The sequence below is a fragment of the Janthinobacterium sp. 344 genome (assembly GCF_900112025.1).
Lineage (GTDB): Bacteria > Pseudomonadota > Gammaproteobacteria > Burkholderiales > Burkholderiaceae_D > Janthinobacterium.
The window spans coordinates 91,249-104,283 of sequence record NZ_FOKL01000009.1; the positions used below are offsets into that span (position 1 = coordinate 91,249).

General features: G+C 64.5%; 14 protein-coding genes. 4 read left to right on the top strand and 10 right to left on the bottom strand.

Features of this window, described 5'->3' with window-relative positions; translation table 11 throughout:
• Positions 1–294: 294 nt before the first annotated feature.
• From BM193_RS22085 to BM193_RS28545, 3 genes are all read right to left on the bottom strand, one after another.
• On the bottom strand, positions 295–990 hold the full coding sequence (locus BM193_RS22085; RefSeq protein WP_254786368.1) for a response regulator: 696 nt from the start codon (positions 988–990) through the stop codon (positions 295–297).
• A 41-nt stretch (positions 991–1,031) separates the two neighbouring features.
• The gene (locus tag BM193_RS22090; RefSeq protein WP_175533385.1) at positions 1,032–2,741 is read right to left on the bottom strand and encodes a sensor histidine kinase; all 1,710 of its coding nucleotides are present in this window, start codon (positions 2,739–2,741) and stop codon (positions 1,032–1,034) included.
• 116 nt (positions 2,742–2,857) lie between these two features.
• Positions 2,858–3,040, bottom strand: a complete 183-nt coding sequence (locus tag BM193_RS28545) for a hypothetical protein (RefSeq protein WP_139176287.1) — start codon at positions 3,038–3,040, stop codon at positions 2,858–2,860.
• Here BM193_RS28545 and BM193_RS22095 point away from each other — a divergent pair.
• The 3 genes from BM193_RS22095 to BM193_RS22105 are packed head-to-tail and all read left to right on the top strand — an operon-like array spanning position 3,027 to position 5,508.
• The gene (locus BM193_RS22095; protein ID WP_092800950.1) at positions 3,027–3,521 is read left to right on the top strand and encodes a TadE/TadG family type IV pilus assembly protein; all 495 of its coding nucleotides are present in this window, start codon (positions 3,027–3,029) and stop codon (positions 3,519–3,521) included. The genes BM193_RS28545 and BM193_RS22095 overlap by 14 nt on opposite strands.
• Entirely contained in the window at positions 3,518–4,135 is a 618-nt protein-coding gene (locus tag BM193_RS22100; RefSeq protein WP_254786369.1) for a TadE/TadG family type IV pilus assembly protein, read from the top strand. Before BM193_RS22095 ends, BM193_RS22100 begins: the two co-directional genes overlap by 4 nt.
• Positions 4,135–5,508, top strand: coding sequence for a TadE/TadG family type IV pilus assembly protein (locus tag BM193_RS22105; protein WP_092832503.1), 1,374 nt, complete (start codon positions 4,135–4,137; stop codon positions 5,506–5,508). Before BM193_RS22100 ends, BM193_RS22105 begins: the two co-directional genes overlap by 1 nt.
• Before the next feature lie 3 nt (positions 5,509–5,511).
• Here the strand turns inward: BM193_RS22105 and BM193_RS22110 are convergent, their stop codons facing one another.
• From BM193_RS22110 to BM193_RS22125, 4 genes are all read right to left on the bottom strand, one after another.
• A complete protein-coding gene (locus tag BM193_RS22110) occupies positions 5,512–5,670 on the bottom strand; it encodes a XapX domain-containing protein (RefSeq protein ID WP_092800944.1) in 159 nt (52 codons plus the stop codon).
• Positions 5,667–5,867 (bottom strand): DUF1427 family protein, encoded by a 201-nt coding sequence (locus tag BM193_RS22115; RefSeq protein ID WP_092801182.1) that lies wholly within the window; start codon positions 5,865–5,867, stop codon positions 5,667–5,669. The genes BM193_RS22110 and BM193_RS22115 overlap by 4 nt, the downstream gene beginning before the upstream one ends.
• 9 nt (positions 5,868–5,876) lie before the next feature.
• On the bottom strand, positions 5,877–7,727 hold the full coding sequence (locus BM193_RS22120; RefSeq protein WP_092800941.1) for an amidohydrolase: 1,851 nt from the start codon (positions 7,725–7,727) through the stop codon (positions 5,877–5,879).
• Between the two features lie 69 nt (positions 7,728–7,796).
• On the bottom strand, positions 7,797–8,450 hold the full coding sequence (locus tag BM193_RS22125; protein WP_092800938.1) for a hydrolase: 654 nt from the start codon (positions 8,448–8,450) through the stop codon (positions 7,797–7,799).
• Positions 8,451–8,669: 219 nt separating this feature from the next.
• On the opposite strand from BM193_RS22125, the gene BM193_RS22130 reads away from it, so the two are divergent.
• The gene (locus tag BM193_RS22130) at positions 8,670–8,918 is read left to right on the top strand and encodes a hypothetical protein (protein ID WP_139176285.1); all 249 of its coding nucleotides are present in this window, start codon (positions 8,670–8,672) and stop codon (positions 8,916–8,918) included.
• A gap of 7 nt (positions 8,919–8,925) precedes the next feature.
• On the opposite strand, the gene BM193_RS22135 is transcribed toward BM193_RS22130, so the two are convergent.
• From BM193_RS22135 to BM193_RS22145, 3 genes are all read right to left on the bottom strand, one after another.
• Complete coding sequence (locus BM193_RS22135) at positions 8,926–11,061, bottom strand: TonB-dependent receptor plug domain-containing protein (RefSeq protein ID WP_092800932.1); 2,136 nt, start codon at positions 11,059–11,061, stop codon at positions 8,926–8,928.
• A 73-nt stretch (positions 11,062–11,134) separates the two neighbouring features.
• Entirely contained in the window at positions 11,135–12,562 is a 1,428-nt protein-coding gene (locus BM193_RS22140; RefSeq protein ID WP_092800929.1) for a M23/M56 family metallopeptidase, read from the bottom strand.
• Between the two features lie 9 nt (positions 12,563–12,571).
• A complete protein-coding gene (locus BM193_RS22145; protein WP_092800926.1) occupies positions 12,572–12,943 on the bottom strand; it encodes a BlaI/MecI/CopY family transcriptional regulator in 372 nt (123 codons plus the stop codon).
• Between the last annotated feature and the right edge of the window lie 92 nt (positions 12,944–13,035).

A 13,035-nucleotide genomic window follows, 5' to 3' on the forward strand; every position in this document is an offset into this window, starting at 1 on the left:
CCAGGAGTGCAATCAGGCACACCACGGCCATCAGTGACAATAACAAGGCATGCTCGAAAAATGAATTGCCACGTTGATCGCGCAAGAAATGCACGACGCCTCGCGTGCCATCATTATTCAAAACCATTCCCGCTCCTGTCCTGTTCGCAATATCAGTCTGGCTCATTCAGCGGCATTTACCGATTGCTGATGCAGGTATTGTATGAAAATAACTATTGATATTAATCAGACAAAAGTCATTTTATTGCCAGTACAAAACATCTTTTTTTCCCACACAGAAACAGGACATTTGTACTACTCATCTGCATTCATCGGCGTTGCCAAGCCATTCTTGACGGCATACACATATAATTCCAGGCGATTGGCAACATCCAGTTTGCTGTAAATCGACGTCAAATGATTACGCAAGGTCTGTTCTGAAATAAAAGCGCGCTGCGCAATCGTTTTATTCAGCGCGCCATTGCCGTCCACCATCATGGCCACGATCTTGCGCTCCTTCAGCGTCAGCAGGGCGATGCGCGCCGCCTCGGGATCGGGCGCCGCCGGCACAGGCGCTGGCTTGATCAGCGCTCCCAGCAGGCTGCCCAGCAAAGCCTGGTCCAGGCACAATTCGCCGCGATGCACCCTGGCAATGGTATCGATCAGCTGCTGCGCCGCCGCTTCCTTGCCGATGACGCCGCGCGCGCCGTTGCGCACGGCGCGTCCCAGCATCTCCTGGTCGCGCGTGCCGCTGAACATCAGCGCCCGCGTGACGCCATTGGCCACCAGCGCCGGCACGAAGTCGACGGAACACACGCCATCGAGATCGACATCGAGCACGACGATATCGGGCCGCAAGCTGCCGCTCAGCACCACGGCGGTGTCGATATCGCTGACGCTGGCGACCACTTCCATCAGCGGGTGCGCCTCTTCCAGCAGTTTTTCCAGGCCCCACAACATGGTTTTGTGATCGTCGACCAGCATGACGCGGATGGGAGGTTGCATTGACATAGGCTGACCTTTAATGTGCCGCGGCCCGCAGGGCCCGGCCCTTACACGGGAATTTCGATCCGCACCGCCGTCGCGCCGCCGGCGGCCTGGCCCACCTGCACGGTGCCGCCCAGCGCCTGGGCCCGTTCGGCGATCGACGCGGGAACGAAGGCGGGGTGGCCGGGCGCCTCGGCCCCGGCCGCATTTTCGATCGAGATCGACACGGCATGCGTATTGCAGGCAAGGCGCACGCAGCCCTCGCGGGCGGTGGTATGCCGGCGGATGTTGCTCATGCCTTCGTTGACAATCTGAAACACTTCCGCCGCCAGCCTGTCGCTGAGGGCAAACGCACGGTCCGAAATAATTTCGATATCGATGCCAAAGAATTTCTTCAACTGTTCCGCCTGCCGCCGCAGGGCCACCAGCAATTCCGGCTCATCATGGCCCTCCGGGCCGCCACCGCGCACCGTCTGTGCCATCTGGCGCAAGTCGCCGATCACCTGGCCGCTCATGTCGATCAGCTGGTCCAGTTCAGCCAGCAGGGGGCTGCCCGCGGCCACCTTGGCGCGCAAGGCGTTCAAGCCATGGCGCAAGCCGATATACGGCTGGATGGTCGAGTCATGCAGGTCGCGCGCAATTTTCTGCCGTTCGCGGTACGCCGCGCCGGAGGCGAGCTTGTCGAGGATCGCGATGTTCTCTATCAGCGGAAAGACCTGGGTCACGATATGTGCCAGGAACCTGGCATCGGCTTTCGTCAGCCGGTTTTTGCTCGAAATCACGTACAGGCGGCCCTGTCCCTTGTACAAAGGCAAGGGAACACTGATGAAGGAGCGGGCGTCGAACAACTCGGCCAGGGCGGCACTCTGGGTGGCATCCATCTCCAGCCGCCGCCATCTGGCTATGCCGCGCACCTTCACCTGCCATGCAGGGGCGAGTCCGATGCGGGAACGCAGCGACGGCGCGTACAACACGCTCTGGCTGGCATCGAATACCATCAGCGGCGCCACGGCCGCCTCGCTCATCTGGCTGACGCGCCCGCCATTCCCGCGGCGGTCGTCGAGCGCCGTGCGCAGCTGCCAATGCGCCGCGCCGCCTTCGCGCATGATCAGGATGCAACTGCTGGCGCCAAAGAAAACGCGGGCCTTCTCGAGTATCGACGCCACCGTATGGTCGACGCCAAAGCGGGGATTCGATTGCTGGCTGACTTCGCGCAGCAAGGCCAGACGGCGTTTTTGCAACAGGCTCAAGCCGCCCCAGTAGGCAATCATATAGCCGAGCGCCATGACAAATGTCGTGCGCAAAAGCAAGTGCGACAGGTTCAGCGCGCGATCGGAAACGGCTGACGCCAGCACCAGCACGGCGCAGGAGGCGAGCGTGATGCGCGCGCCTTCATCGACTCCCCGCTGAAACGCGGACGCCAGGATCACAAAGAAAAAGAACGGGAAAAAATAACTCTCGCCGCCGCCGGTGCAAAACACGATCAGGCCGCACCACCAGACATCGAGCCAGTAAATCCGTTTGCCCTGGACGAATAAGTAATTGAAATACAGAAAAATCAGCAATACCGCGCTGTACAGCACATACAAGGGCAATATTACCCACGCCAATTGCCCTGACATGCCATGACCGCCGGGATTGATAATCAAGGTTAGCAATGCTGTCACCGCCAGCAATAAGCGCATGCCGAAAATCATGTTCAAATCCGCATGATCGGCCAGCGGCAATGCCGCCTCGGTATTCTGCTCCACTTGCAATTGTTGCTGTTGCAGCATGCTGATTTCATCTTTGCAAAAGAGCGCCATCGGCAGGATATGCCAAACCTGTCCAGACAATGGTTAATTATTTTTTAATTTCTGTACGCCCCGCATATTACTCTCAGGAATACGAATTAGGAATGGCAAGCCAGCGATTGACTACATAAAATGCAACAAACTTGATTTTCGTGCATTTTAATACCAACCTCGCGGGCACAAAGCAATATAAAATGATCACCGGCAAGTTGCTTAAATTCAATTGCCAGACCTGCGCCGGCGCGGGCCTTTACTTGGATCCCAGAAATGATGCTCAGCAAGGCCAACCTCCTCCCCCGCCGCCCGCCAGGCAAGCTCCTGCAATCGGGTGCCAGCATCGTCGAATTTGCCATCATCGCGCCGGTTTTCCTGCTGCTCATGATCGGCGTGATCGAACTGAGCATGGCGTATTTTGCCAACATCACGATGCAGCATGCGGTGCGCGAAGGGGCGCGCTATGCGGTGACGGGCAACAAGGATCTCGACCCCAACGGCAGCAACCAGCAGCGCTACCAGGCCGTCATTCAAAAAATGAAAGATAGTTCGATGGGCATCTACGACAAGGTCAATCCCGTCATATCGGTGAACGGCGTCAGCGGCACCAGTACCGGCATGTTCGGCAACAGCGGCGACATCGTCGTTATCTCCGTCGATTGCAGCTGGACATTCGCCACGCCGATGATCGGCGCCTTCTTCAAGGACGGCAAGTCGCGCTTCGTGGTGGCCGCCACCATGCGCAATGAAAGCTTCGGCGGCTTATGATGCGCACCCGTCCCCTGCTTTGGCGGCGTGCCGCGCGCGGCATCGCCGCCGTGGAATTTGCCATCGTGCTGCCGCTGCTGGCGCTGCTGCTGTTCATGGCGGTCGACATGTCGCGCGCCATCCAGGCCAAGATCATCCTGCTCAACATCAGCCGCGAAGGGGCCAACCTCGCTTCGCGCGCCACGTCCGACCTGAGCGGCTCAAGCCAGGGCATCATGAATGCGCTGGCCGCCAGCACGCCGCCGCTGAACATGAACGGGCGCGGCATGATCTATATCACCAAGATCATGGGTTATGTGCCCTCGGCCAACTCCCCCGTGCGCAACATCGTGCTGGAACAGTACCGCTGGGATGCCGGCGCGAAGACCAGCGGCTACCTGCCAGCCAGCCAGGTCTGGCAATGCGGCAGCTGGACCAATGGCACCTGCGCCGGCATCGGCAAAGGCAGCAACGCCCCCGTGCTGGCCCTGATGTCAGGCCAGCTGGCAGATGGCGAGCTGATTTACGCGGTGGAGACTTTCTACAATTTCGACATGCTGTTCGGCACATTAAAAATTGGCAACGCCAGCACGCCGCTCCTTGGCCCCAACCTCACCTCGATGACGATATTCTGATGCGCATTCCACACAAACGGCAAAGCGGGCAAGTGCTGATCATGGTGGCGCTGTCGGCCGTGGTCCTGATCGCCGCGGCAGGCCTGGCCATCGATTCCGCCCTCGGCTACTTCGTCAAGGCCAAGCTGAATGCCGCCGTCGACTCGGCCAGCCTGGCGGCGGCGCGCGGCGTCACCACGGGCAGCACGGAAGACGAACAGCGGGCCAGCGCGCGCCAGTCGGCCAAGGAGTTTTTTGACATCAACTACCCGGACAACTTCCTGCTCTCGACCCCCGTGCTCAATCCCGTCAGCGTGGTGTTCGACAAGGGCACCGTCACCATCGACGTCTCGGCCACCGCATCGCTGCCCGTGTCGCTGATGGGCATACTGGGCTTCAAGACATTGAACGTGGCCGCCAGCGCGCAAACCATCCGCAAGGACCTGGACATGGTGCTGGTGATGGATACGTCCGCCTCACTGTCGTCCAATGCCGCCGCCGTGCGGGCGGCGGGCAAGTCCTTCCTGAACAAGTTCAATTCCACCGTCGACCGCGTCGGCTTGCTGCATTTCGCCTCGGAAGCGCAAATCGATGTCCCGATCAAGCAGTCCGACCGCGGTTTTGACCGCACCAGCATGATTAAAAAAGACGGGCTGATTGATCAATTCGCCTTTATCGGCGGCACCAATTCAGCCGAAGGCATGTTCCAGGCCCGCAAGCAGCTCAAGGACATCAGCCTGACCAACCGCTCCAGCCTGCGCGTCATCGTGTTTTTTTCCGATGGCTCGCCGGCCGCGTTTTCCTCCTACTTCTTTCCCGCCACCTCAGGCAACTGCCAGAAAGCAGGCGGACTGGCAACGCTGGAGCCGCTTGTCAGCGGCCAGGAACAGCTATATGGCTTGTACGCAAGGGGGACGCCGGGCACGCTCATGCAGCCTGGTTCCTCGTGCTCGGCCAACAGCCTTACGGCGCTGCCAGACTGGTACAACGCGAACAACGTGGCCGCACAAGCCAACGATACGACCTTGCGCGAGTTTCCCATCGTCACCAGCACGCCGCGCGTGGTGACCAGCTCGCTGGTCGGCAATTCGAACAGATGGATCAATGTACACCGCGCCTCGCGCAACCTGGCCGAAGCCGTCGCGGCCAAGGCGCGCCAGGAAGGCATCTACGTCTTCACGCTGGGCATGGGCGCCTCGCTGACCAAGCCGGAAGGACCGGACAGCGAACTGGGTGAAGACTTGCTGCGCTGCATGGCCAACACGGTCGATGCGCCCATCCGTTGCCGCAAGCCGGCAGAACCCGTGGGCCTGTACTGTTATGCGGCCACCGACAGCGACCTGAGCCCCTGTTTCACGCGGCTCGCCTCGGCCATCCTGCGCATTTCCAAATAAGGGCTATCCCCCCACCTGCCCCGCCACGACAAACCCCAGTGTCATGGCCACCACCATCGCCGCGCCGGTGGGCGTGGGCGGCGTGGGCGATGGCAGGTCGAACCAGCGGCACACGGCGCCCACCAGCAAGCCCAGGACCGCTCCGGCCAGCAGGACGTTCATGGCGCCTCCCGCTGCGGCTCAGCTTGCGACCGGCGTTCAAGGTACAGGCCCGTGAGCCAGTAGCCGCAGCTGGTCAGGAACACCAGCAGCGCGGCGCTCAGCACGGGCGGCGCCGGCACGGGAATGCGCGCCAGCTGGCACACGAAGCCCACGACAAAGGCCAGCAGCAGGCCCAGGATGATTTTCTGGTAGCGCATGGCCATCTCCTAGAAAGCGAAGCAGCTGCAGCCGAGCGTGCCCCAGAAACCGGAAAAATCGCTGATGGGCACGGCCGACTTGCGCGCCCGGTCGTGCGCATGCGCATGCACGCCGCAGGCGCCCGCGCATTGGTGCGGCAGCGCCGCCTGCGCCGGCCTGGCCACGGGCCGGTAATGGCCGGGCACCGTGCGCACGGGCGACCACTCGGGCAGCACGGGAATGGGCGGCGGCGCCAGGGTCGTGAATTCCGCCTGGCCGTAGACGACCTTGCCGCCCACCATGGTCAGCACGGATTCGATCGACTTGATCGCCTCTTCCGGCACCGTGAAATAATCGGCCGACAGCACGCTCAAATCAGCCAGCATGCCCTCGCGGATGCGTCCCTTCTTGCCCTGCTCGCTGGAGAACCAGGCGCTGCCCGCCGTCCACAGTTCCAGCGCCGTGTCGCGCGACAACCTGCCCGCCGCATCCGTCAGGGCCAGGCCGCCCACGGTGCGCCCCGATACCAGCCAGTACAGCGCCGTCCACGGGTTGTAGCTGGCCACCCTGGTCGCATCCGTGCCGCCGCCCACGGGCACGCCCGCGTCGAGCATGCGCTGCACGGGCGGCGTCGCCTTGGCCGCCTGGGCACCATAGCGCTCGACGAAGTACTCGCCCTGGAAGGCCATGCGGTGCTGGATGGCCAGGCCGCCGCCCAGCGCCTTGACCCGGTCGATATTTTTCGGGCTGATGGTTTCCGCATGGTCGAACAGCCAGTGCAGGCCGCCGAACGGCGTGTCGCGGTTGACCTTCTCGAACACGTCGAGCATGCGGCTGATCGATTCGTCATAGGTGGCGTGCAGGCGGAAGGGCCAGCGCTGTTCGACCAGGTGGCGCACGACCTTTTCCAGCTCGTCTTCCATGCCGGCCGCCAGCTCGGGGCGCGGTTCGAGGAAATCCTCGAAGTCGGCGGCGGAAAACACCAGCATTTCGCCGGCGCCGTTGTGGCGATAGTAATCCGTGCCGTCGCCCGGTTTCACCATGCCCGTCCACTTCTGGAAGTCCTGCAGTTCCGCGCCCTTGTTTTGCGTGAACAGGTTGTAGGCGATGCGGATCGTCAGCTGCTCCTTTTGCGCCAGCTCATCGACGACGGCGTAATCTTCGGGATAATTCTGGAAGCCGCCGCCCGCGTCGATGGCGCTGGTGATGCCGAGGCGGTTCAGTTCGCGCATGAACTGGCGCGTGGAATTGACTTGCAGTTCCAGCGGCAGCTTGGGGCCTTTCGCCAGCGTCGCGTACAGGATCATGGCGTTCGGCCGCGCGATCAGCAGGCCGGTGGGGTTGCCGGCGGCGTCGCGCATAATTTCGCCGCCGGGCGGGTTCGGCGTGTTCCTGTCGTAGCCGACGGCGCGCAGGGCGGCACGGTTCAGCAGGGCGCGGTCGTACAGGTGCAGGATGAAGACGGGCGTGTCGGGCGCGGCCGCGTTGATCTCATCGAGCGTCGGCATGCGCTTTTCCGCGAACTGGAATTCCGTCCAGCCGCCCACGACGCGCACCCATTGCGGGTTCGGCGTGCGCAGCGCCTGTTCTTTCAGCATGCGCAAGGCGTCGGCCAGCGAGGGCACGCCTTCCCAGCGCAGTTCCAGGTTGTAGTTCAAGCCGCCGCGGATCAGGTGCAGATGCGAGTCGTTCAGGCCGGGGATGACGGTGCGGCCAGCCAGGTCGATCACCTGCGTGGCGGGGCCGCGGTGGCGCATCACGTCTTCAACGTCGCCCACGGCGAGGAATTTGCCATCGGCGATGGCGACGGCGGACGCCAGCGGCTGCGTCCTGTCGACCGTGTGGAAACGGCCATTGAGCAAGATCGTGTTTGCGTGCATGAGAACTCCAGAATCAGGTGAAAACACGGCCCCGCCGGCGCGCGGCGGGGGCGCTACATGTCGATGCAATCAATGGCCTTCGCTGGCGTTGAACATGGACTTGGCGTAGATCAGGCCCAGGCCATAGCCGCCGCCGTGCGCCACCGCCGTGGCCACCGTCGCATCGTAGGTCTCGCCGCGGGCCCAGTCGCGCTGCAGTTCCAGCAAGTATTGCACGGACGTCAGCGGCTGCGCGCCCGCCTGTATCATGCGCTGCATGGCCATCGCATGCGCCTCGTCGGAGACATCGCCGCTGGCGTCGGCGATGACGTAGACGTCAAAGCCCTGCTCCAGCGCCGACAGCGCGGGGCCGACGATGCAGACGGAGGTCCACAGGCCGGCCAGCACGATCTTGCCCTTGCCGTAGCCATTCACCTTGTCGGCGATGCGCGCATCTTCCCAGGTATTCATGGTCGTGCGGTCGATCGGCGCCTGTGCGGGGAAGACGGACTGGATTTCGTCGAAGATGGGGCCGGAGAACGAGGTCGCCGCCACCGTCGTCAGGATGGTCGGCACCTGGAATTCTGCGGCCGCCTTGGCCACCAGGGCCGCGTTGTTGCGCAGCAGGGCCAGATCGATCGAGCGGGTGGCGAACGCCATCTGCGACTGGTGGTCGATCATGATCAGGGTATGGTCGTTCGGGGTCAGCAGTTTTTGGGCGGCTTGGGCGGTGGCGATAGGCATGATGTTTTCCTTAGTGAAAATAATTGAACATAAAAAAAGAGCGGTTCTTGTACGGCGCTTCTGCTCCTGCCCTTGCATCACGCTGTGTGTGCCGGGCCAGTGCTATGCAGTATGGACGAGATACTTTGAAAACAAAAACGGAAAGAATGCCAAGCTATGTGCAATTTTTTCGATAATGAAAAATGGCCGCCGCGGCGGCCTGTCAATCAAGGAGACAACATGGGATTTGAATTCAGGATCACGGCCAGCCTGACGCAGGAACAGCGCCGGCACCTCGCGCAGCTGCTCGAAGCAGGAACGCCGCAGGCGCCCGGCGCCGCCATGCCAGAGAACGATATCCGGCTGACGGACACGGGCCTGTATGTCTGCCAGTACCTGCGCCCGAACCCGTGGCACGGCCTGGAAGGCCTGCGTGCCTGGCTCGACGCCCAGGGCGTGGACTATGCCGTCGCGGAGATCGACGACTGAATCCCGCCTACAGCGAGCCTTCGAGCATGACGCGCAGCGTGCGGTAGCTGTGCGTATCGAGCGTGCGCAGCAGGCTGCCGGCGCCGTCCGCATACAGGCTGCGCGCGCGGCCAGGCTGCCGCAGCAGGTTGGCGCCCGAGACGCGCAGGCGCAGCTGGTCGCCGACCGTCCACAGCGCGTACAGATCCAGTTCGCGCCGGGCGCCCTGCCAGGCCAGCAGCTGGCGCGACGCGCGCGACGCGCCGCCGCCCTGGTAATGCAGATTGCCGCCCACGGTCAAGGGCTTGCTGGCCAGCCGGTAATCGGCGCCCAGGTTGGCGCTCCAGGGCAGCTGGCCATCGAGGCGATTGTCCGGGCCGGCGACGGCGTCCAGCGTCGACCAGTTGCGCGCCACGTTCGCCCGCACGTCCAGCGCGGGGGCGCCCGCCCACAGCGCCGCCAACGGCAGCTTCGCTTCCAGTTCGATGCCGCGCACCTGCGCCCTGCCCTGATTGACGGGCGTGGCCACCCAGCGCCCCCCGTCCTGGTACAGCCGGTCCAGCATCACGTCGCTGATCTGGCGCAGCGAGGCGCTGGCGCCCAGCATGACGCCTTGCGCAGGATAGTATTCGTAGGCCCCGTCCAGGCCCCACGCCAGTTCCGGACGCAGCGCCGGGTTGCCCTGGTTGTCGGGGTTCACGGCGCTATTGTCGTTGTCGTTGAGGTAGGGGCGCGGGATCAGCTGGAAAATCTGCGGCGCCTTGTAGGTGCGCGTGACGGCCAGGCGCACCTGGTCCTTGCCGGCGAGCTTCCACAAGCTGTGCAGCACGGGACTCCACACCTGCGCGCGCACATCCACGGGGTCCGCGCCACCGGTGGTGCTGGCCGTGCGCCAGGTTTCCCAGCGCACCCCCAGATAAAGCGACCAGCGCGCGGAGATATCCCATTCATCCTGCGCAAACAGGGCCAGGCGCCGCACCGTGGCCGCATAGTCCTGGTCCGGCAGCGCGGGCGGCCCGCCCGGCGACAACAGGCGCTCGCGGCGAAACTCCGCACGCCGCCGGCGACCCGCGTCCCAGCCCGCCGCCAGCGCGTGCCCTTCTCCCAAGGTGCGGCGGTAGGTGCCGCTGGTCTGCACGCCCACATCGTCCACGCCCGCATCGACCCGGCGCACATTCGCCGGCCCGGGCGCGGCGCTGCTGCCGCGGAACAGATAATCGCTGCCGCGGTGGTTGGCATCGATGCCCAGTTTCATATCGAGGCTGGCTCCCTGCCCCAGCTTGCGCAGCCAGTGCAGGTCGCTGCGCACGCTGCCGCTGTCCTGGCTGAAGGCGGCATCGTTGTCCGGATAGTCGGTATGAGCGCCCAGATAAGCCGTTTCCACGACCTGGCGGCGGCTGTCCAGGCGGCGCAAGCTGACCAGGCTTTGCCAGGCCAGGCTGTCCTCGCCCGCCAGCGCCCATTGCAAGCGGGGCGCCAGCTCGAACGTATCGCTGGTCACGCGTTCGGTGAGCGGCGCGTGGCGCACGGCCGTGAGCCTGCCTTCGCCATCGACTGCGCGGTTCCATTCATCGAGCAGCACCTCGCGCCCCGTGTGGCTGAGGGTGCCGGACAGCGCGTAAGACAGGCGGCCATCCTTGTCGGCCCACTGCATGGTGGCGCTGCCGGCGGGCATGCCGTGGCTGCCGGACGCCCCCAGCTTGAAGGTGCGCTCGCGCCGCTTGCCCGATTTTTTCAGCACAATATTGATGGAACCGGCGATCGCCTGGGTGGAAAATTGCGCCGTGGCGGCACGCATGATTTCCACGCGCTCGACCAGTTCCGGGTCCAGCGCGTCGAGCGAAAAGCCGGGCGGCACGGGCACGCCGTCGAGCATGATCAAGGTATATCCCTGGCCCAGCCCGCGCAGCTGGATTTGCCCGCCAGCCGAACCCGAAGCCGCGCCGCCGACGGTAATGCCGGGCAGGCGCTTCAGGGCGTCGGCCAGGGTACGGTCGCCCTGGCGTATCAATTCCTCGTGGCCGACGACGATGGCCGCGACGGTGTCGTCGCGGCGCAGCGCCGTTTTGCCCGCGCTGACCGTCACGGAAGGGAGGACGTCCTCGGCATGGACGTGCGCCGTCAACGGCAGCGCAAGGCTGCACAATACAATACTCAATCGCATGGAAAATCCTGAAAGGGTTGTGGTGGTGTCGGCTGTGCGCTCGCGCGCTCACCCGACCCGCGGCCGGGTCACGCTAGCGGCCGAACTGCTCCTTGCGCGTGCGCAGGGCGCGCGCGGTGGCGTTGGCATCGAGGTCGGCCAGCCACTGTTGCGGGTCCTGCAAGCGCCCGTCCCGTGTCACCGCGAAATGCAGATGCGGCCCCGTCGCCAGGCCGGTGGCGCCCACGGTGCCGATGGCCTGCCCCGCCGTGACGGCCATGCCGGTCGTCAGCGTGACCCGGTCGAGATGGGCATACAGCGACTCGATGCCGCCGCCATGGTCGATGCGCACGGCCTTGCCCAGGCGCGCATCTTCGCTGACGGTGGCGATGCCGTCGGCCGCCGCATGCACGGGCGTGCCGCGCCTGGCGCCCAGATCGATGCCGCCATGGCCCTGTGGCGTGATCTGGCGTACCACGCCGAAAAAGCCGGTCACGCGCATGGTGTCGAGGGGATTGCGCCAGATAGTGGGCGCCGTGGCCGGCGCAGGGAGCGTGCTTGCCGGCGTGGCCGCCACGGCCCACGCCAGTGCCGGCTGCAGCGCCAGGCTGGCCGCGCCGACAAGGCACAGCAGCAGCGCCGTCAGCGCCCGCGAGGCTGCAGGCAGGCGATCCTGCCCGTCACGCATGCGCAGCAGGCGCTCCGCCATGCCGCCGCCGCCAAAGGCCAGCCCTGGCAGCGGCCGCGCCTGCAGGCCCAGCTGCTTGACCAGCGCCGCCGCATATTGCTGTCGCTGGCGCGGGGAGCGGCCGGCCAGCACTTGACGGTCGCAACCGAGCTCTTGCGCCCAAGCCAGCTTGCCGGCCAGCCAGCGTGCGGCCGGATTGAACCATAGCAGCGCCTGCAGCATGCTGGCCAGCAGCAAGAGCAAGGGGTCGTGCCGGCGGGCATGGGTCAGCTCATGGGCGATCACCAGCTGCCGCTGCTCCGGCGTAAATTGCGCCAGGTGCGCCGGCACCAGCAGACGCGGCCGCCACACGCCCACCAGCATCGGCGAGATCGGCGCATCCACTTCCAGCACCTGCATGCCATGCAGCCGGCGCCGCTGCGCCACCTGGAGCAGCACACGCAAGAGGGCGCGGCCACGCTGCCAGCGCCATGCCGTGCCAGCGACGCCCAGCAGATAGATCAAGCCCCAGGCGGCCGACACCAGGGCCAGCCAGGCGGCAGCGGATGGCCGGCTGGCCGCTGGCACATCCACGGCCAGCGGCAAGGCGGGCGCAGCACTGGCCAGCGCAAGCGGCACGCTCAGCCCGGGCACCACGCTCAGCTGGTGCGTATCCGGCAGCAGCGGCAGCACAAATGCGGCGGCCAGCACCAGCTGGGCACCGAGCCATGCGCTGCGCTGCGCCGCCAGCGCGGGCCAGCGCCGCAGAGCCAGGCTCAGCACGCCTTGCAGCAGCCAGCCGCTCAGCAGGCAGGCGGCGGTCGCCTGCAGCAAGGTCAGGGCGAACAAGGTCATCGCTTACTCCTAGTGATCGACAGGCCAGTCGTGCAGCAATTGCTCCAGCGCCGCCAGTTCCTGCTGGTCCACCAGTTTGCTGCCTGTAAACATACTGACCGGCAAGGGGCTGTCGATTTCCATCACGCGCCGGCCAAAATCATGGGCAAACGCGGCCAGGGTGGCGACCTTGTCCACGTTGGCTTCATACACGAGCACGCCGTGCACGCTGCGCTGCAGCAGCATGCCCTTGTCCAGCATGCGCTCCAGGGTCTTGCGCGTGGACGAAAACGACCAGCCCAGCTCCTCTTCCACGCGGGCATGCAGTTCGCGCGCGGACAGCGGCTGCTCCTTCCACAAGGCTTTCAACAAGGACAGTTCGGTGACGGATGGCGTGCTCATGGCAACTCCTGCTGGTGACTAATGGCGCAATTATGCGACAACAGTCACACGCGCGCAAGCACTACTTGCGACATCTGTCGCATGCGCCGGGC

Coding starts and splice junctions, on each gene's coding strand:
- BM193_RS22085 (WP_254786368.1), bottom strand. CDS start 990: ATGTCAATGCAACCTCCCATCCGCGTCATGCTGGTCGACGATCACAAA.
- BM193_RS22115 (WP_092801182.1), bottom strand. CDS start 5,867: ATGCGCTACCAGAAAATCATCCTGGGCCTGCTGCTGGCCTTTGTCGTG.
- BM193_RS22110 (WP_092800944.1), bottom strand. CDS start 5,670: ATGAACGTCCTGCTGGCCGGAGCGGTCCTGGGCTTGCTGGTGGGCGCC.
- BM193_RS22135 (WP_092800932.1), bottom strand. CDS start 11,061: ATGCGATTGAGTATTGTATTGTGCAGCCTTGCGCTGCCGTTGACGGCG.
- BM193_RS22100 (WP_254786369.1), top strand. CDS start 3,518: ATGATGCGCACCCGTCCCCTGCTTTGGCGGCGTGCCGCGCGCGGCATC.
- BM193_RS22090 (WP_175533385.1), bottom strand. CDS start 2,741: ATGCTGCAACAGCAACAATTGCAAGTGGAGCAGAATACCGAGGCGGCA.
- BM193_RS22125 (WP_092800938.1), bottom strand. CDS start 8,450: ATGCCTATCGCCACCGCCCAAGCCGCCCAAAAACTGCTGACCCCGAAC.
- BM193_RS22095 (WP_092800950.1), top strand. CDS start 3,027: ATGATGCTCAGCAAGGCCAACCTCCTCCCCCGCCGCCCGCCAGGCAAG.
- BM193_RS22140 (WP_092800929.1), bottom strand. CDS start 12,562: ATGACCTTGTTCGCCCTGACCTTGCTGCAGGCGACCGCCGCCTGCCTG.
- BM193_RS22145 (WP_092800926.1), bottom strand. CDS start 12,943: ATGAGCACGCCATCCGTCACCGAACTGTCCTTGTTGAAAGCCTTGTGG.
- BM193_RS22120 (WP_092800941.1), bottom strand. CDS start 7,727: ATGCACGCAAACACGATCTTGCTCAATGGCCGTTTCCACACGGTCGAC.
- BM193_RS22105 (WP_092832503.1), top strand. CDS start 4,135: ATGCGCATTCCACACAAACGGCAAAGCGGGCAAGTGCTGATCATGGTG.
- BM193_RS22130 (WP_139176285.1), top strand. CDS start 8,670: ATGGGATTTGAATTCAGGATCACGGCCAGCCTGACGCAGGAACAGCGC.